This window comes from Ferviditalea candida (assembly GCF_035282765.1).
GTDB lineage: Bacteria > Bacillota > Bacilli > Paenibacillales > KCTC-25726 > Ferviditalea > Ferviditalea candida.
The window spans coordinates 40,472-58,665 of sequence record NZ_JAYJLD010000023.1; the positions used below are offsets into that span (position 1 = coordinate 40,472).

Annotated in this window: 24 protein-coding genes; all 24 read left to right on the forward strand. The window is 53.4% G+C overall.

Annotation, left to right across the window (positions count from 1 at the left end):
- The first annotated feature begins 12 nt into the window (after positions 1–12).
- Positions 13–861, forward strand: coding sequence for a replication-relaxation family protein (locus VF724_RS14565; RefSeq protein ID WP_371755002.1), 849 nt, complete (start codon positions 13–15; stop codon positions 859–861).
- Positions 862–865: 4 nt separating this feature from the next.
- The gene (locus VF724_RS14570; protein ID WP_371754979.1) at positions 866–1,687 is read left to right on the forward strand and encodes a conjugal transfer protein; all 822 of its coding nucleotides are present in this window, start codon (positions 866–868) and stop codon (positions 1,685–1,687) included.
- 44 nt (positions 1,688–1,731) lie between these two features.
- Positions 1,732–1,989: a hypothetical protein gene (locus tag VF724_RS14575; RefSeq protein ID WP_371754980.1), complete on the forward strand. Its 258-nt coding sequence runs from the start codon at positions 1,732–1,734 to the stop codon at positions 1,987–1,989.
- Between the two features lie 6 nt (positions 1,990–1,995).
- A complete protein-coding gene (locus VF724_RS14580) occupies positions 1,996–2,718 on the forward strand; it encodes a TcpE family conjugal transfer membrane protein (protein WP_371754981.1) in 723 nt (240 codons plus the stop codon).
- Positions 2,719–2,940: a hypothetical protein gene (locus VF724_RS14585; RefSeq protein ID WP_371754982.1), complete on the forward strand. Its 222-nt coding sequence runs from the start codon at positions 2,719–2,721 to the stop codon at positions 2,938–2,940. It begins immediately after the preceding gene.
- Positions 2,941–2,980: 40 nt separating this feature from the next.
- Positions 2,981–5,467 (forward strand): ATP-binding protein, encoded by a 2,487-nt coding sequence (locus VF724_RS14590; RefSeq protein WP_371754983.1) that lies wholly within the window; start codon positions 2,981–2,983, stop codon positions 5,465–5,467.
- A gap of 68 nt (positions 5,468–5,535) precedes the next feature.
- Positions 5,536–5,859 (forward strand): hypothetical protein, encoded by a 324-nt coding sequence (locus VF724_RS14595; RefSeq protein WP_371754984.1) that lies wholly within the window; start codon positions 5,536–5,538, stop codon positions 5,857–5,859.
- 62 nt (positions 5,860–5,921) lie between these two features.
- The gene (locus VF724_RS14600) at positions 5,922–7,460 is read left to right on the forward strand and encodes a hypothetical protein (protein WP_371754985.1); all 1,539 of its coding nucleotides are present in this window, start codon (positions 5,922–5,924) and stop codon (positions 7,458–7,460) included.
- A gap of 15 nt (positions 7,461–7,475) precedes the next feature.
- Positions 7,476–7,691 carry a hypothetical protein gene (locus tag VF724_RS14605; protein WP_371754986.1) on the forward strand — a complete coding sequence of 72 codons (216 nt, stop codon included), beginning with the start codon at positions 7,476–7,478 and terminating at the stop codon, positions 7,689–7,691.
- A gap of 24 nt (positions 7,692–7,715) precedes the next feature.
- Positions 7,716–7,838, forward strand: a complete 123-nt coding sequence (locus VF724_RS14610; RefSeq protein ID WP_371754987.1) for a hypothetical protein — start codon at positions 7,716–7,718, stop codon at positions 7,836–7,838.
- Between the two features lie 28 nt (positions 7,839–7,866).
- On the forward strand, positions 7,867–8,826 hold the full coding sequence (locus tag VF724_RS14615; protein WP_371754988.1) for a M23 family metallopeptidase: 960 nt from the start codon (positions 7,867–7,869) through the stop codon (positions 8,824–8,826).
- 4 nt (positions 8,827–8,830) lie between these two features.
- A complete protein-coding gene (locus tag VF724_RS14620; protein WP_371754989.1) occupies positions 8,831–9,049 on the forward strand; it encodes a hypothetical protein in 219 nt (72 codons plus the stop codon).
- A gap of 91 nt (positions 9,050–9,140) precedes the next feature.
- Positions 9,141–9,416 (forward strand): hypothetical protein, encoded by a 276-nt coding sequence (locus VF724_RS14625; protein WP_371754990.1) that lies wholly within the window; start codon positions 9,141–9,143, stop codon positions 9,414–9,416.
- A gap of 90 nt (positions 9,417–9,506) precedes the next feature.
- Entirely contained in the window at positions 9,507–9,848 is a 342-nt protein-coding gene (locus tag VF724_RS14630) for a DNA cytosine methyltransferase (protein ID WP_371754991.1), read from the forward strand.
- Positions 9,849–9,964: 116 nt separating this feature from the next.
- Positions 9,965–11,212, forward strand: coding sequence for a tyrosine-type recombinase/integrase (locus VF724_RS14635; RefSeq protein WP_371754992.1), 1,248 nt, complete (start codon positions 9,965–9,967; stop codon positions 11,210–11,212).
- Entirely contained in the window at positions 11,209–12,171 is a 963-nt protein-coding gene (locus VF724_RS14640) for a tyrosine-type recombinase/integrase (protein WP_371754993.1), read from the forward strand. Before VF724_RS14635 ends, VF724_RS14640 begins: the two co-directional genes overlap by 4 nt.
- Positions 12,168–13,205 carry a tyrosine-type recombinase/integrase gene (locus tag VF724_RS14645; RefSeq protein ID WP_371754994.1) on the forward strand — a complete coding sequence of 346 codons (1,038 nt, stop codon included), beginning with the start codon at positions 12,168–12,170 and terminating at the stop codon, positions 13,203–13,205. Before VF724_RS14640 ends, VF724_RS14645 begins: the two co-directional genes overlap by 4 nt.
- A 127-nt stretch (positions 13,206–13,332) precedes the next feature.
- Positions 13,333–14,427 carry a DNA cytosine methyltransferase gene (locus VF724_RS14650; protein WP_371755003.1) on the forward strand — a complete coding sequence of 365 codons (1,095 nt, stop codon included), beginning with the start codon at positions 13,333–13,335 and terminating at the stop codon, positions 14,425–14,427.
- Between the two features lie 75 nt (positions 14,428–14,502).
- Positions 14,503–15,300: a DNA adenine methylase gene (locus VF724_RS14655; RefSeq protein WP_371754995.1), complete on the forward strand. Its 798-nt coding sequence runs from the start codon at positions 14,503–14,505 to the stop codon at positions 15,298–15,300.
- The gene (locus VF724_RS14660; protein ID WP_371754996.1) at positions 15,297–15,605 is read left to right on the forward strand and encodes a hypothetical protein; all 309 of its coding nucleotides are present in this window, start codon (positions 15,297–15,299) and stop codon (positions 15,603–15,605) included. Before VF724_RS14655 ends, VF724_RS14660 begins: the two co-directional genes overlap by 4 nt.
- Positions 15,606–15,622: 17 nt before the next feature.
- Positions 15,623–15,814 carry a hypothetical protein gene (locus tag VF724_RS14665; RefSeq protein WP_371754997.1) on the forward strand — a complete coding sequence of 64 codons (192 nt, stop codon included), beginning with the start codon at positions 15,623–15,625 and terminating at the stop codon, positions 15,812–15,814.
- 2 nt (positions 15,815–15,816) lie between these two features.
- A complete protein-coding gene (locus tag VF724_RS14670; RefSeq protein ID WP_371754998.1) occupies positions 15,817–16,011 on the forward strand; it encodes a DUF5049 domain-containing protein in 195 nt (64 codons plus the stop codon).
- Positions 16,012–16,172: 161 nt separating this feature from the next.
- Positions 16,173–17,813, forward strand: a complete 1,641-nt coding sequence (locus tag VF724_RS14675) for a CpaE/TadZ family protein (protein WP_371754999.1) — start codon at positions 16,173–16,175, stop codon at positions 17,811–17,813.
- A gap of 33 nt (positions 17,814–17,846) precedes the next feature.
- Positions 17,847–18,092: a hypothetical protein gene (locus tag VF724_RS14680; RefSeq protein ID WP_371755000.1), complete on the forward strand. Its 246-nt coding sequence runs from the start codon at positions 17,847–17,849 to the stop codon at positions 18,090–18,092.
- Positions 18,093–18,194: the final 102 nt, after the last annotated feature.

Below are 18,194 nucleotides of genomic sequence, written 5' to 3' on the forward strand. Positions count from 1 at the left end.
AAAGAACTGCAAATCGCGCTATATCGTCATACGCTCCTGACGGCGGAACAGGCTTCAGCGATGCACAATTATCGAATCAAGACGGTGTACGGCATGGCGAGGCATCTGAAAAACGAAGGGATGCTCAGCCGCATCCCTCTCCGCTTCTTGCGGGATCACCATGTCGGGTATACCTTGACCGCCAAAGGCGCAAAAGCTGCCGCCCGCTTGTGCGGAGACGAGGAGCAGTTTCGTCCGAAGGAATGGATGGACGATCCGGTACAACTGGAGCATTTTTACGGCGTCAATGCTTTTTTTACGTCCCTGATCCGGCACAGCCTGCCGCAAAAAGACGAGGGCCTTATCGAGTGGCTGGGGTCGCGGGAGGCGACGGACCGATATGTGCAGATCAAGGCATCGGGACGCAAATCGCGCCCTGTCAAGCCGGACGGGTTCGGCATTTATCGCTGCTCCGGGCGCGGGCGGCTCGTTTTTCATCTCGAATACGATACGGGGACGGAAAACTTGTGGCGGCTCAAAGAGAAGATGATCGCCTACGGCGAACTGTTGCCGGCAATGTGGCCGCAAGTGGAAGCGGTGCATGTGCTATTTGTGACAAAAATCGCCAGCCGCCCGAAGGCGCTGCTGGACATTTGGGACGTGTTGCGTGTGGAAACGCTCAGCGCAGGACGTTTGCCCGGCGTATGGGCGATTCACGAATCCGAATGGAATGCGCACGGCGCGCAGCGGGCGCTTTGGCGGGGAGCAGGCGGACAGAACATCCGATGGATGGATATGCCGCTTCTCCCCCTTTCTTCGGATTCCGGACTGCCGGTATGGGGCAAACAACCCCGCGAGCCGTCCCCGACATACAGGAGGTGAGGATATGGGGTATTGGTTGCTGCCCCGGCTGTTGCTGTGGAGCATGCTGACGGTTTCCTGTCTGGGCGCGGCGTCCACCCTGCTGAAAACGGAAACCGACCCGTCGCAGGCCATCCTCAAGCGGTCCATGGAGCAACAGATGGCGGTTCAAACGGCGGTAAGCTTTGCCCGAGAATGGATGCGTTGGGACGGCGAGGAGCTTCCCGAAGCGCGAATCCAGCGGCTCAAACCGTATGTCAGTCCGGAAGCGCTGAACCGTGTTGCGGCGCTACAATCGGAGCAAAAGACGAACCGGCAGAACGTGATCGCGTCGGAATTCATGTCCCTTGCTTCCGCAAGCGGATCGCGGCATACGGTTCGGATCCGGGTGATTGCTTTGAATCCAGAGAGGCTCGTATGGGAAGTCGATGTGCCCGTGTGGGCGGAAAGCGGAAAGGGCGCCGCCGTGACCGCGCCGCCGCTCATTCGCCCGCTGTCCGAAGCGCCGGTTGTTACCGAACCGGGGAACGCGGAGACAAGCGCATCCGGCGAAATGAAACAGCGCATGCGTCCGGTCATTGAAAGCTTTCTGAAAGCGGTATGCGAAGGCAAGGATGCCGAAAGTCTGTCCAATTATGTGACAACGGGCGCGAAGCTGACGCCGCTTAAAGGCCGGATTCGTTTTGTTGCGATGGAACGGCTCGATGCGACAGGAGCAGGCCCGTACGCGGTAACCGTTACGTTTTTGGCGAAAGACGAGGCCGCCGGATTTCGGTTGACGCAAATATGGAAGCTGACGGTGACGGAGGAAAACGGAAAGTTTTTTGTCTCCGGCATTTCGGCATAAGCCGTCTGCCTCGAAGTTTCATGTTATGGGAGGTTGGATGACCAATGGAAGGGGATTTTGTCAACACGGGTTTGCTCGTCGTCAAGCGGCTGCTGCAAGCCATTTTCCTTACGATTGCGATTTACAGGGGCGTGAAAATGTACGCGAACGGCGAGACGAATCGGCTCTGGTCGCATATTGTGCTGTCGACGATTTTGGGCATTTTCGTCTTCGCTCCCGGCATTGCCAAGTACCTGGCGCTCTATGTGCTGAAAACGCTCGGCATTTCCGTAGATGGGCTGACGGACACGACAGGCGGGTGAAGCCGAATGGACGAGGAAAAAACGGAATCGTACCGCGCGTTGTACCGGGTTCGGCCGCTCATTTACCACATCGGGGATATTCGATTGTGGATGCCAATCCGTCAGGACGGCGTGGTGCTCTGGTTTGTGTACATCGGCGTATTTTTCATTTTTTGTTATGTGTTCCCGGTGCTTGCATGGCTGCTTCCGATCGATCGCGCGATTACGATGGTCGTAGGTCCCATTGCCGCCGCCTATTACACGGTGAAGCTCGATCCGGCGGGGAAAACGGCGCCGCGTTATTTGCGGGACATCTTGCATTTTTTGGTGCGCCCTAAATGGATTGTCCGCTGGCAAAGGGTGCGACAGTCCGGAGGAATACATCCGATTCGGTTTACCGGGCGGTGCCGGCCGTATGAACGAATCACGCTGCCAAGCGGCGGAGAGGCGTGGCGCGGCAGCATCGGGCGGCTGCATGGAACGGTCGAAGGCTTGCAGACGCTATGCCTTCCTGCAAACGTGCGCGTCCGCTGGAGCGGGCGATCCGGGAAGCTGACTGTGACACCCATGAAGCGGCCATCCAAACGGGCGGCGATCCCGCCTGCCGTACTGGAAGGGAAAAGCCGCAGAACGCTGGTTTGGATGACAGCCGCTCCGGTGCGAGCAGAACGAGAGAAAAGAGATGAACACATGGAGATATGGAAGGTTGGAAAGCAGAGCGGCATTTACTCGGAAGGAGGAAGAAAATAAATGAAACCTTTGCACGATTCCATCCGGCCGGAAGCGTTGAAATCGATAGGTCCCGGAGACGTTGTCGTACTCCGGATGGTGAATAACGAACAATGCAGCGGCGTCATTGAAACGGTCTCGCCTCATCATGACGCTTTCACGTTTGCCGGTCGCGGATTTCGGATTCATGCGATCGAAATTGCCCGCATCGAATCGCGCATCCCGGCCGGTTCATCATCCTGATGGAGAACAAGAGACGACGGGTGAGAGGAGGCGAGGCGCATTGACATTTCCGCTTTTGTATTGGGAACAGAACCTCCTGTTCGACACACTGCTAAAGCCGTGGGCGGTATACCGCATTCCGCTGAAGCCGTATGCGTACCAGTCCTCGGAGAAAAAGCGCGGCACGGTCAGCCAGATGCAGCAGTTTCTGCACAGCTATCACGGCAGCGGGCAACTGCTCTCTGTCACCCGGATGATGGATGCCGCGATGTGGCGGGCCAGACGCACAGGTCAAGGCGCGGAATACGAGCGGTATGTAAAAGCGGTCATGCAACGGTTTGCCGAGCGGCGGCCGTGGCAGCGGTCGCTTTATTTGATCTTGCAGCTAACTGCCGTACACAAGCAGTTCCCGGAAGTGGATTTATCCGGTTGGCGCAAAACGGGCGAAACGCTGCGGGAGTGGACAAGCGCGCTCGGCCGCAATATTCAGGAACAGTTCTGGTACCGCCAGCGCGGGGAACTCGAGTTGGAGCGTTTGAACATCGCAAAGTCCGCCGAAAGCTTGCAGTTCAATCAAGTGAACCATCACCTTGGCGGCGAACGATGCGGGCCGCGGGAGATCGAGTGGCTGCTCAGGCGCGGCTTTTTCCGCGGGCTGGCAATGGAACCGGAACTGACGCTGACGCCGGAGACGATGCGGGAGGTGAGAGTGAAGGGCGAGAAGGCGCTGCTTCGCCCGAAAAAGTCGCTGCCGGTGCTGCTTGCCTCCGACCTGATTGGCGAGGAGAAGATGAAGACGTGGATCGTGCATCACGAGGATCGGGAGGAGGACAGCCGCAAAAGCTTTCAGGCGTTTTTCTCAGTAGTCGATGTGCCGGAGGAGATTTCGACTATCGGCGACGAGTGGCTGTACGCGCTCGAAGACCTTCCGTTTCCCGCCGAGGTGAGCATCCATTTTCAGGTGCAGACGCCGCACGAAGCGGCGGGCGGCTTGCAGAGGAGCCGCAAGGCGCTCAAAGACCAGCGCCGCGAATATAAGGAAGCGTCCGAAGAAGCGCCGATCACGCTGGAATGGGCGGGCAAGCGCGGGCGGGTTTTGGAGAACAAGCTGCAAAAAGGGATGCCGCTCGTTTGGGCGTCGACGTGGCTTAATGTCTCGGCTTCCTCCCGCAAGGAGCTGGAGGAACGGGCGGCGCAGCTTTCGCAGCTGTATGCGACCAAGCAAATCCGCGTCGTTCGATCGCCGGCCGACCAAGCGAAGGCGTTTCAGCTTTTTTTGCCGGGCTCTGCGATGGACAATACAAACCGCATCCCGATGGACCCGAAGTTTCTGACGGCGGGCATGCTGCACGGCTCTCGTGAAATTGGCGACCCAGACGGGGATTACATCGGGCGAACGCTGCACCGCATCCCGGTGCTGCTCGATTTGAAGCGCCCGATGTCGAAGGAATTGAACCGCTCCGGGGCGATTGTCATCGTCGGCACGCTCGGTTCGGGAAAGTCTGTGCTGAAGAAGACGCTGTTTTACCACGGGTACAATCAGGGCGGCATCGTATTCAGTCTGGATCCGAAGGACGAGGACAGTTGCTTTGCGCTTATCCCGGATATCCGTGAGAACATGGTGCGGCTGAACTTTTCGGCGGAGTCGAAGACGAAGTTCAATCCGTTTCGGATGTCGAAAAGCGAGGAACGTTCTCATGGCATTGTGCTGGATTTCCTCAGCTTGCTCCTGGAAGGGATAAAGAGCGACGAGCGGGCGGATGCAATTATGGAGGCAGTCGAGCGCACATTCGAACAGAGCAGCCGGGATTTGCATGTGTTTATGAAAGAGTTGGAGCGGGTTGAGGCGGAATCGCCGGTGGAAGCGATCCGAGTGGAAGCAAGGCGATGCGTGAACCGGCTGCTGTCCTACTCGCGCAGCCCGTTTGGAAAGTTTATCTTCGCCCGCGATGGGGAAGAAAACGCGAACTTGAGCGGCGCGCGGTTTATCGTGATTACGCTGGCCGGATTGCCGCTTCCCAAAAAGCGGAGCGAGCGGCTGCAGACGGCGCTGACGCCGAACGAGCGGTTCGGGCTCGGCATCATGTATCTGGTCGCCGCGCTCGGGCGCGAGTACATGTTCTATAGCCCGCATGAGCAGCTCAAGATTTTCGGCATCGATGAATCATGGATGCTGAAAGCTTTTCCCGAAGGCGCGCTGCTCATTGATGAAATCATTAGGATGGGTCGTTCTTTTCAGGTTGTGCCGCTTTTGGCGACCCAAAATCCCGGAGACGTCTCGGATGAGGAGACGAGAAACAATCTCGGCTCCATTTTTTGTTTCCGGACCGAGGACCCCCGGGCGATTGCGGACAATCTGACGCTGCTCGGTCTCGATCCCGACGACGAGGACATGATCCAGGCGTTCCGGGAACTGAAAGCCGGAGATTGCTACATGAAAGACATCACCGGCCGGATTGGGCGGGTGCATATCGAGCCGACGCCGGACGATTTGCTTATCATCTTCAACACCACGCCGGACAGCCTGTCTGAAGCAGAAGCCCGATGATACAACGGTACCGCATTGGCAAAGGCTCTGTCTGGCGCTTGTTACTTTCAACGTAAAGGAGATGAACAATGGCAAAGCCGGTTCAAACTGCCATTTCTATCGAAGCGCAGCGCTTGGGCTTAAGTCCAAGAGAAATCATTCAGTTATTTTCTTATGCCAACGAGCACAAAGGAAAAACGGATACGGTCTGCTACCATCCCCGTGGCCGTTATGCGGATATCGTAGACGACAGAGGCGCCTATTTGGGCAAACTCCCCTTTTCGCTGCCGGAGGAAATCCGGGTTCAGTTCAAAGATAAGGGAGCATATGTTCTGGCAACCGCATTGCTTCCAAGAGAATATTCGGGGAACTATATAGACGCGAAAACGAACATGCTTTCGAACGTCGGCTAATGTGCAGGCGTTAACAAGCCCCGAATACCCATCTTATCCGTGATGAAAGGAGGGGAAAACGATTGAGACGACGATGCCGTTACGGATTCATATTTATTGCAATTCTTGCGTATTTCACGGCTTTGGTTGGACCAGTTGCCGTTTATGCGGAGACGCCCAAAGATATGCTGGATCAGCTGCTGCCTGGCGAAAGCGAGATGGGCATCGAACCCGGCGACAGGACGCTCGATTACCGGCAGTATCCAACCGATCATTACACATGGGATTTGGGCTATGACCTCGTGGAGTGGTCCGGGTGGAAGCCCAAAATGAATAATCCATTTCCGATCGTTCTAAACTGGATCGCAAATGTCTTGTTTATGCTCAGCGCCTTGATCGTTCGCGTTTGCATTTTCCTGATGCGGCTTGGCTTTCATACCGATCTCGTCAACGAGCAACTATCGCTTATCCTGCCGATGATGGACGGGCTCAGAACGAGTATCTTCTCCCGATTTCTGCCTTGGGCGCTCGTGCTCTTGACTGCATGGATGGTCAAAGTCGGGTACTGGAACAACCAGACGACTCGACTGATGTCTGGCGTCATTGGCTCGATTGTTGTGCTCATCGGCAGCTACTGGTTTTTCACACATTCGGGACAAAGCATCCGCGCGGTGTCTCAGACGATGGACAAGATGACGCAAGTCACAATGGGTTCCTTGGCCGCTCCGTACCAGCGCGTGACCGGCGAACAACTGGACGCAGGGCTGGCGAACGCGGCAGATCAGCAGCTGATGGCTACGTCCAATCGGCTGTGGAAGCTGTTTGTCGACCGCCCATGGCTGATCGGGCAGTTTAATCGTCAGGACGGAAGCGCGGTGCGAATGACGTCGGAGGAAGTGGAAGCCATTTTGGATCGGGCTGAGGAAGAGGATGTTGCGATCGGCGCGCGAGTCGGAGATGCGTGGTCGCACTGGATGCGGCAGTATGCGCCCGGAATGAAAGAGCGGGATATTTTGCGAAAAGTGCTGGGCGATCCGAAGATCGACCATGGCGACCACGCAGACATTCCGTATTTGTTCGCCGGCGGTTCAGCGGGCATCCGCTGCCTGGTGGCGCTGCTGTCGCTGATCGCCACCCTGATGCTCTTGCTGTTTGTCGGGACCATTTCGCTCATCTTGATTCTGGCGCAGGAGATGGCGCTGGCGATTATCATCCTCGCGCCGATTGTTCTGCTGCTCGGCCTGTTCCCGGAACGCGGAGTTGTGTTCGTGCGCCGCTGGGTCGGCTGGCTCGTCGGAACGCTTGGCGCCAAGGTGATTTACGGCTTTTACCTGGGCTTTACGCTGCTCGTTGCCGACATCGTGGCGCGCGGCTCCGGCATTCTGATGCTCCAGCAAATCTTTGTGGCGCTGCTCTTTTTCTGCGCATTTTTATTCCGCAAGAAAATCCTGAAGCAACTGCTTGGCATCTTCCAAGCGCCGACGCCGCATGAGATGTACGACGCTTCCAAGCGGGAGGTCGCCTATCACGTCGCGGAGGCGAAACAATCGTGGGAGACCACGAAGGAGCGTGCGAAGAAAGCGAAAACTACGGCGAAAAAAATCATCGGCAAGCTCAAGTAGCGAGGAGGAGGATGCATGGAGCGGCTGGCGGATTGGTTGAAACGTGAAATGAAGTTGGAGTTCGTTTCGTTTGTTGAAAAGCATTCCCACGGCCATTTGCTCAGGGGAACGGTTCTGGGCCGGGAAGTGGAATTGTTGATCGTTTCTTCGGGACATGTGTGGGTAAAACAGCCGAATGAACGGTCCTGGAGAACAACGGGAGTCTACGTTCCGGATCGGGTTCTGTTTTAAATCAAGAAGCATGGGGGGATGACGATGAATGTGGTAAAGGATTGGGAGGAGCTGGCGTCCGACCTGAGGCGGCGGATCCAAAACGGCGATGAGTCGTACCGGACGCAGCTAGTCAAAACGGAAGCGGAGCTGAACGCGGCTTGGTAAAAGGAAGAATCGCGGGAACGGGATCGCCATGGATATTAGCGGCCTGATCAAGAAACGCGCGCTCTGGTGGGCGATCGGCAGCCTGGGCGCTGCCGGCATTGCGATTGCACTGCTTGCGTTGCTGCTCGTCTTTGCATTGCTTGGACTACTCGTCAGCGCGTCGGATTCCTCTTCTATGGAAGGGATTCCCATGCCTAAGAATCCGACCTTCGATATCCCCGCTCCGCTGCTTCCGATCTATATAAAAGCCGAAAACGGGAACGCAACTTGGGCGCTTCTGGCGGCGGTTCATAAGGTCGCGACCGATTTCGGAGCTAAAGAAGCAAAACGAATCGATGCGATTGGGGGACTCGGTTTTCCCCGGCCCTTGTGGGAAGCGTACAAAACGGACGGCGACGGAGACGGCAAGATCGATCCGGAAAATCCTTTCGACGCGATCTTTTCGCTCGCCAACTACTTCCGCTTGACTGCTCTTGACGCGGATGAGGCGCTGGAAGCGTGGTTCTTGAATGCAAACGATGCGGCGCTCGTCCGGGCCAAGGAAGCGGAGTATGCCGCGATATTGATCATACGGCGAAACTGGCTGTGGCCGGTCATTGGGTATACGTTTATTTCCAGCCCGTATGGAAGCCGCACCGATCCGGTGACGGGCGAACCGGGAGCTTTTCATGACGGGATCGACATTCCCGCCCCTCGCGGCACTCCCGTTGCGGCGATTCAAAGCGGAACGGTGGCTCTAGTCAGCAGGAGCAATAGCGGGTACGGCCATCTCGTCCGCTTGCAGCATGACGGCGGTATCCAGAGCTTTTACGCCCATTTATCAGGTATCGGCGTCCGCCAAGGGCAGCAAGTGTTGCGGGGGGAGGTCATCGGGTGGGTGGGCAGCACGGGGAAATCGACGGGTCCCCATTTGCATTTCGGCATGTCGCAACACGGGCAGTCTGTCGATCCTCTGCTTTATTGGCCGGATTACAGCGAAGGGAGGTGAGAAGATGCTAACGCAAGTACTGCGGTTTCGCGAATGCGAGCATCGCGGAGATCTAAAAGCGTACGCCCGCGATGTGGCCCGCTGCGGCGGAACCGTGATCGGGGAGGAACTGGATGCAGCGGCTGAAAAGGGGTATCTTACCGTCAGCTTTGACAACGCGGAAGCTCTGGAGGCGTTCTGGGAAAGGTTCAGGCAAACGGATTCAGCGCCTTTCTGTTCTTAAGCGGGCAATAAAATAAAAGGCAAGAAGAAGCGGCTCTCGTTAAACGAGGGCTATTTGTTGTATTCAAAACCATAACGAGGAGCGGGGGGCCATGGGAAAACCGATTCAAAAAGTAGCTACGCGCGGCGTGCAAAATATGAACTTGCCTCCGGCGGTGATGAACCTGTTTTTTCAGAAAGCGGAGTCGTTTTTGCCGAAGCATGAGTTTCTCGTCTTTGAGCCGCAAGGCAACCGCATTGCAGTCAGCGACGGGGATGGCAAAAGGCTTGACGAACAGCAAATGACGCTGCCGGAGAAGGTATGGGTCAAAACGGATGATTACGGCGATTCGCTGGTCATTACGGCGCTGCTGCCTCGGGAGTATTGATTCGCGATTTAAAAAAACAGATCACGGCTGGCCGGTTTGTGGCGCGACCGTTTTTTTATGCTCTATTTTGTTTTTTTGCCGTTAGGGGAGGTGATTGGAATTCATACATGGGGTCCGTGTATCGATTTGTTTTGCGGCGCAGGCGGGTTATCCTGCGGCTTCGCACAAGCGGGCTTTGATATTCAGGTCGGGGTCGATGTGGATGCGTCCGCGCTGCTTACGTTTGGACGAAACCATCCGCAGGCGCGGGCGATCAAGGAAGACATCACCCGCCTGACGGGAGATAAGCTCCGGGAACTGGCGGGAAGCGGGAAGGTGCTGGGCATGATCGGCGGGCCGCCGTGCCAAGGTTATCCCGAAAAAATAGTTATCCCGAAGATCCTCAGTCAGAAGATAATAGGCCGTGTAGAACCGGCGATTGCCATCCAATGATCGAGAAAAACTTCGGGATAATATTTTTGTGGAAACTGCCCACTTATCATTCACCTTTATAATCATAGTAGCGGCGAGAACGCTCTCCCGACTCTATGGATTCAGAGGTGAATCAGTTGAAAGAGGTACTACTATCAACGCTGATCGAACAAACAAAAGCGGCAATCAACGTAGTCGGACTTAGTAAGAAGACATTGTCCAACTACGAATACGAAGGCTTCACCCCAATCGCTCGGTATTTTATTCAAGAGAACCAAAAGCAATATTGCAAGCAACTGGCTTTGCGTTTCGTGCTCTTGACACGCCAGCAGTACGATCAGAGGCTTACTTATCGGAGCAAGTATCAAAACATCCGAAAAGTAGCAACCATGTTGGAGGAATGCTATGAAACCGGCACAGTGAAATGGTCGTGTTTACCCAATTGGAGTGGCGAGCAATTAGGTCAACATTTCGTCGACATCCTATCCCAGTTTGTCACTGAGAAAACGGCTGAAGGCATTTACAGCACAGCAACCATAAAGCAATACAAAAGTAAGATCCTGCATTTTCTTTTGTATCTTGAACGAAACCGACATCAAGACTTTGCCAAAGTAACCCTCAAAGATGTCAATGATTATATTCCCGTCGCAGCAAAAACTCATCCCAACGGCATGGGAAATGTCATCTCAGCATTGCGTTCCTTTGGCTCATTCTTGAATGAGAAGCATTCAGACAGAATAGATATACTTCCTGTGCTCAGAACCATCATTCCGAAAAGACGAAAAGTACATGCTGGCTTTACTCTTGAGGAAGCAGGCCAAGTTCTTTCAGTGGTAGACAAGGAAACAGCCATCGGGAAAAGAGATTTCGCGATACTAACATTAGCGAAAAATACGGGTCTGCGTGCTGTCGATATCACGAATATAAAGTTTAATGATATCAATTGGCATAGGAGTGAATTCCGTATTGTTCAGCACAAAACAGGTCAGCCGTTGGTGTTACCCTTGGAGCCTGTCGTCGGGAATGCCATTGCTGACTACATTCTGCATGGCAGACCGGAATCTGAATCGCCCTATATATTTCTGCGTTCTTGCAGACCGTATGAAAAGCTTGATAATCGTTCAGCCAGCACGGTCGCTACGAGATATATCAAACGATCTGATGTTGCTACCAATGGAGTTCAACGAAAAGGGATGCACAGCTTTCGTCGCTCCATAGGGACGAGAATGCTTGAAGCCGAAATACGATTATCTATCATCAGCGAAGTTCTCGGCCATACCCATCTTGATTCGGCAAAGCCATATCTAAGCACCAATGAAAAACAGCTGAGAAACTGTGCTCTAGGGCTCTCCGGAATCGAAGTGATGAAGGAGGAGCTGCAATGAACCGCACATTCCACAGTCACTTCAAGGAGTATATTGATGGCTTAATTGAACAAAAGCACGCGCTTGGCTATCCTTACATGGAAAGCAAGAGAATCTTGTATAATTTTGATCAATTTTGCATCCATCACTTCCCTGAAGAGATCACCTTCACCAAAGAAATTGGGTTAACATGGGCACAAATACGTCCGAATGAGAAAAACAATGGCTTTAGAAACAGACTGATGCCTGTGCGTGAACTTGCCAGATACATGAATCGTATGGAAGTTGTCGCTTACGTCATCCCGATTGATTTAGCCAAAAAGGGTCCAAGGTATGTCCCTCACATCTTCACCCGTGACGAGTTGGCTGCTTTCTTTGCTGTTCTAGATCAAATCCCTTACAAACGAAGCTTTCCGATACGACACCTTGTGATTCCCGTTATTTTTCGTGTGATTTACTGTTGTGGATTGCGCCCGTCAGAAGCTCGCAAGCTGAAAGTAAAGGATATTGATTTGGAAACGGGTAAGCTCACTATTTTAGAGTCAAAGGGACACAAGGATCGGATTGTCATGCTATCTGACGAAGTTCTGGAACTTTGCAAAACGTATTATGAGAACATGCGAAACCACCTCCCTGAAACGGAGTACTTTTTCCCTAATTCAAACGGCAATCTGTATATGAAGTGGTGGATGGAAAAAACATTTCGTCAGTGCTGGGCAAAGACAGGCATACGGAATGTTAGCGGAAACAGCCCTCGAACGTATGATTTTCGCCATACCTTTGCGACAAACAGATTGTATCAATGGCTGAAAGAAGGGAAGGATTTAACCGCTTGCCTGCCATACCTGAGTGCGTATCTCGGTCATGTACAGCTTTCCGATACCGCATATTACATTCATCTCGTTCCGGAATTTTTCCCGCAAATGGCCGAAATGGATTTCGGGAAATTTTCTTGCCTTATTCCGGAGGTAGAGAGATGAAAATAAAGGATGATGCTTTCTTCAAACTGATCCGGAATTTTTTAACCATTTATCTGCCAAAACAAAAGTGCTACAGCTTGAACACCATCAAATCCTACAAAGAGGCGCTAAACCTGTTATTGGACTATTTACAAACCGAAAAGCAAATTCCGCTGTTGCGCATTACATTCGAGCTGTTGGACTCAACGACAATCGGTCGTTTTTTAGATTGGTTAGAAGAAGTTCGCGGCTGCAGTGTTTCTACAAGAAACCAACGACTGATGGCTCTTAAATCTTTTTTCAAATATGCGGCAATGATGGATTCTTCTCAAATTGCTGCTCATGCGGAGCTAGCAAAGGTTGCTACTAAAAAGGCACCTTCATCAATCGTTGAATTCTTGACTGAAAAAGCCTTAAAGATTCTTCTTGAACAGCCATCTACCCACAGCAGATGCGGTATCCGTGATCGCTTTTTCATGATCCTCATGTATGACACAGCAGCTCGTTGTCAGGAAATGCTGGATTTAAGACTAAAGGATATTCAACTGCAGCCCAAAAATTCGATTGCATACCTTACCGGAAAGGGCGGAAAGATGCGGGTCGTCCCGCTAATGGACAAGACGGTAGAACATTGTCGTTATTACTTGGACAATTTCCATCCTTCTGGAATAGGCAGCGCCGACGACTATCTCTTCTACACAACGATTCACGGGAAGCAAAACCAAATGTCTCCCGACAATGTAGCCAGTTTTATGAAACGTTATGGCAAGCTGGCAAAGGAGGGATGCTCAGAAGTTCCCGAAAACGTACACCCTCATCAATTGCGTCATACCAGAGCGATTCATTTATATCGCGGTGGAATGCCGTTGGCTCTTCTCTCGGAGTTTTTGGGACACGCCGATCTGGCTACAACACAGATATATGCGTATGCAGATACCGAAATGAAGCGAGCTGCCATTCAAAAGGTTGACGGAATGAACCAGCTCACACCAAGAGAACAGCCGGTCTGGTTAGACGATGATGAGATGATTCGAAAGCTATATGGTCTCAAGTAGCCCAAAATGTTATCCCGAAGTTACTATTAATGATTTGATGAAGAACCTTGTCCTTATGCGGGTTTTCACCTTTCATTTCTAACACTTCGGGATAACTGTTTTATCGGGATAACCCTGGTTATTCCGAATTCAAGATAACCAAGGCTTCAGCTTTGCCGGAAATCATGATCCGGACGATGTCCGCAACCGGCTGCCGTATGAATACGCCAGGCTTTTGAGCGAAGTACAGCCCGCCTTTTTCCTGATGGAAAACGTGAAAGGGCTGCTCAGCAAAAAACAGCGCATTCATTTTGACGCCATTCACGAACTCTTCTCGGCGGCGGGGTACAGGCTGGATTGGCGTTTGATCAACGCGTGGGATCATGGCATCGCGCAGACAAGAGAGCGGGTGTTTATTATTGGCTTTCGAGCTGATCTGGACGTTGCCTTTGAATGGCCGCCGCCCGATCCTTCGCGGCCGGTGCTGCGCGATGCGATTGGGGACTTGCCAGATCCGGTGGAAAACGAGTCGGTTATGTTGAACCATACGCTGTCCAATCCCCGCCCGGTATCAATGGATAATCGCTTGAGGAATGCCGGAAAAGGCGTGGCGATGTTCGATTGCAAGGTGCAGGATTGGGAGCGGCCGTGCAAAACGGTCACCGCGCATTTGTCAAAAGATGTCGATCTCGCCCATCCCGGATCGCCGCCCAATCATGAGGGTCACTTGTTTGACAATGTGCGGAAGCAGGGGAGATATGATCAGGAAAATCGCGCAGCGGGATGGGACGATCCTTCCTTTACGATTACCGCGCACAACCGTTCGGCGGGGCTGCATCCTAACCACGGGCCTGTGCCTACGGATCCGGCGCACATACTGAAGCTCGTTTCGCAAGCGGCTGCGGACGGGGTCATTCCGCAGGAAGCTTTGAAAGCGGCCATGCCTGCGCGGGTCGGGGGGTTAAAGGGACGTCAAAAAGTCGGTTCGTGGCAAAAGCCCAATCCGACGATTACGGCGAATGCCGGATTTTACGCCGGAGCGTATTATCACCCGGAGGTGGCCCGGCCTCGGCGTTTTACGGTGCGCGAGTGCGCCCGTATCCAGTCGTTCCCGGACTCGTTCGTCTTCTACGGCAGCTTGAGCGCACAGTACCGGCAGGTCGGAAATGCGGTGCCGCCCAAGCTGGCTTATGCGTTGGCATGCCAAATCGCCAAGGCGTTAAGAGAAGGGGGATTTGCATAAGCCAGTGCTTGCTCTTTATTGAACGATGGCGGTCAGTTTGAAAATCGTGCAAGTGCATACAAGGGAGGAAATTTCATGCTGAAAAGTCCGATTCGCTGGCAAGGCGGCAAGTCGCGACTTCGCGAGGACATCATACGCCGGTTTCCGCCGCATGTGCTGTATGCCGAGGTATTCGGCGGCGGCGGTTGGGTGTTGTTCGGAAAAGAACGATCGAAAGTGGAAGTGTTCGCCGATATTAATGCGGAACTTGTAAATTTTTTCAGAGTCATTCAGGAAAATTGGGAAGAACTCGCCAAAAGGTTTGAGTGGGCGTTGTATGCCCGAGATGAATTCGTGCGCATCTTGAACCGGCGAAACGAGGAACGCGATCCTGTCACCCGCGCCTACGATTTTTATTACCGCGTCTATTCTCACTTCGGCGGCAAGTACAACGACTGCGACGATTGGGGGTATACGCGAAGCAAACCGGCCTACGATTTGTCAAAGGTAAAAGAAAAGTTCAAACTGGCGCACGAGCGGCTGATCGGAGTGTATATCGAAAACCGCTCGTTCGAGGAAGTTATCCCGCGATACGATTCGCCGGATAGCTTTTTTTATTGCGATCCGCCGTATCTTGGGCTTTCCGGTTACCTGTACAAGTTTGACGAATCGGATCACCGGAAGCTGCGCGAACTGCTTGGCGGAATCAAAGGCAAGTTTTTGCTCAGCATCAATGATCATCCGACGATCCGCGAATGGTATGCGCCGTTTATCATCGAGAGCGTAGAAACGCGCTACACGATCGCCAAGCAGACGAAAGGCAGGCAGCCGGCGAAGGAATTGCTCATTAGCAACTACAATATCGCGGACAGCGGAACGGAGGCAGGGTCATGAGAATGGATATCCGTGTCTATGGCCGCTACCGGAAGCATCCGTTTCTTCCGGACTATGAAATGAGTCGGAGCGGAAAGCACGAAGCCTATTCTAATGTGCCGGTCCTAGTAGTATCCGCGCAGCGGCTGGATGATATCGCGCAACTGGAATCGGACGACTTGATCCGCCAGCATTGCCGGGAGCCGCTTCTTGTCTTTACGGATCGCCAGCGTGTGCTGGCCGCCGCGCCGGAAGGGTATGACTACGTTCGGTACACTTGCGTAATCGATGCCGAGACCGCAAGGGAGATTATAAGCCGGGTGTAAGAAAGGATGAATGCTGAATGAGCGATCAGGTTCGCATTGAGCCGAAAGGCGGCAAGTTTGCCGTTGTGCTGGAGCACGGAGGTTCGACACAGGAAATGGATGTGCGGAATACGTACCGGGATGCGGAAGAGTTTGCTTTTTATGTGGCGCGCCGCGTCAAGCTGGATGTGTATTTCAAAGGACAAAAACTCGATGGAAGGAACGGTTAGCCATGGTGAAGGTGACGAAAAACGTGTTGGATGGACTGGAGGCCGTCCGATCATCGGGTATGGTCAATATGCTCGACACCTCAGGCGTGATCCGCTGCGCGGAGAAGCTCGGATTTGCCGAAACCGCGAACTGGATCCGGGAAAACAAAGACGCTTACTGGGATGGCGTGTTCGTGGGATTCGAGTCTGGATCGTAGGTTGTATGTATCGTTTCTATCCCCACTATTCACAGCCTTTATCCACAGGGCTGTGAACAACAGAAACGGTTTACAGGCGGTTCAAAATCCCTCGTGCAATCCGGATCGAGGATTGGAATAAACCATCCGCTGCGAGCGGTTGGCTTGAAACGGAGGCGGTTATGTTGCAGGTGGCGTTGTTTCGCTCCCGTCAGCGGGAGCGGAAGAGTTGGATCGAACAGCTGCGAAGCTCGGGTTACGATATCAAATTCGTGCATGACCCGGATCGGATAACCGGAGAGACGAATCTCGTCGTCATCGATACGTCCGTCGAAAGATGGAAGGAATATGTCAGACTGTTTCTGGGACAAGGGGCGCCCATTGTATTGCTGGTCGACAGCGACACCCGGTTTTCAGCGGAGGAGCTTACTTTACTGGGCGCAGCAGGGACAGTAACGCAGGAGGAGGAAACGGATCGGGTCTTTCATAAATTCCTTCATCCAAGCGAGCGCCATCCCACTGATCAGTTCGAGCATGAAACACAGGTTGCGTTTCCGCAATACGGAAGAACGCTGGCGTTGACGGCTGCAGAGTCTTCTTCAAAAGAGTCTGAACATGCCGATTTGATCAACGAACCGGAAAAAGAGCCGGAATCAACAGCGGTTGAAACGAAAAGCGAACCGATCATTCAGCAACGCGAGGCAACGGGGGGAACGCTCTCTCAGCGGAAAGCGTCACGGCAGAGTTCGGCGGAACATTCTTCTAATGGAGACGCTTCCGCAATCCGGGAAAATTCCGGCTGTGATTCGGAACAGGCCGCCTTGCAGAATGGGGATCTATCGAATCTCCAAGTTACGGAACACAAGAAACAAATCGGGCCCGTTCCATTGTCTTCGGAGCCTTCTTGCATCATGGAAGACGAGGAACGAGAACCGCCGGATCATCGTGCGAAGGCGCCGCAATGGATCGCGGATGAAGATGAGGAGGTTTGGCCGGAAGATTCGGTTAGGCAGTCGGGCATTCAACAGCCGGTAAAATCCGAAGCGGCTAGAAGCAGGGACCTTCCTTCGGTTGCGGCGGTTTATGCGGCCAAAGGCGGTGTAGGCAAAACAGCATTTCTATTGCATTTAGCCGCACTGCTTTCGAAGGAAGGACGCCGGGTTTGCGTCCTTGATCTGGATCTAATGCATGGAACCTTAGCTTCGATGCTGCGCATCCAACCGAATAAAACGATCGTTGATCTCGCTTACCGGATCGACGATCCCAAAGCAAGCCGGGCCTGTCTTCTTCAGACGAAGATGGGCTTTTCAATTGTCGCCGCACCGTTGCAGCCGGGTACGTTTCGGTTGCAACGGGAACAACTCACGGCAATCCTTCGCTTCTTGAAAGAAGAAACGGACATCGTGCTAATCGATACGCCTGTCCATTTCGACAGCCTGATCAAGCTGGCTTTGGAGCAGTCCGAGCAGCTTTTCCTGATGACCACCGATGAACCGGCCAGTATGGAGAGCCTTGCGCGAATGAAGCCGCTCTTCGGCAGCCTTCGGCCAACGCCGGAGCTATACACCATCTGGAACAGGCTTTCAGACCCGGTTCCGAAGGAACAGCGGCGCGATCTGCTTCCTTGGCCGGTTATGGTGGAATTGCCGGAAGACCCTACGGTCGGCAAGGCGGTTCGAAGCGGTCAGTGGATCACAAGCTCACCTTGCAGTCCGTATCGTTTGCGTGTGAAACAACTTGCGGACCGCTGGCTGGGTGTGGAGACGGAACGTCCGGACGCCAAGCGGAACCTGCTCAGGCGTTTGCTGTTCGACAGGATTTAAGCGCTAAAGATGATCTGAAGGGCGATGGTGGACATGAAAGTGATCGAAGCAAGGGTAGCTCACCCTATCAATGCCAAGGGCGGCCTATACGTGGAAATCGAAGGGACGCAGGAGGAGATTTATAAGGGCGCATCGGATCGTTTGGCTGTGAGAACCGCAAACCGGCAGGGATGGGAAGGAAGCGGCCAGGCCACGATCGGTATGCCGGTGCGCAAAGGCGTCAATCTGTACACGCGCGCTTATTGGTTTCATGAAAAGCGGAAACTCGCTTTTCAATAAAAGAAAGGAGCCATTCCTGTAATGAAGTAATTTGCCCTTTGAAAACAAAAAGCGCCTCTTGTTATACTGGGAACCGTTCAGCCAAGAACATATCCCATTACG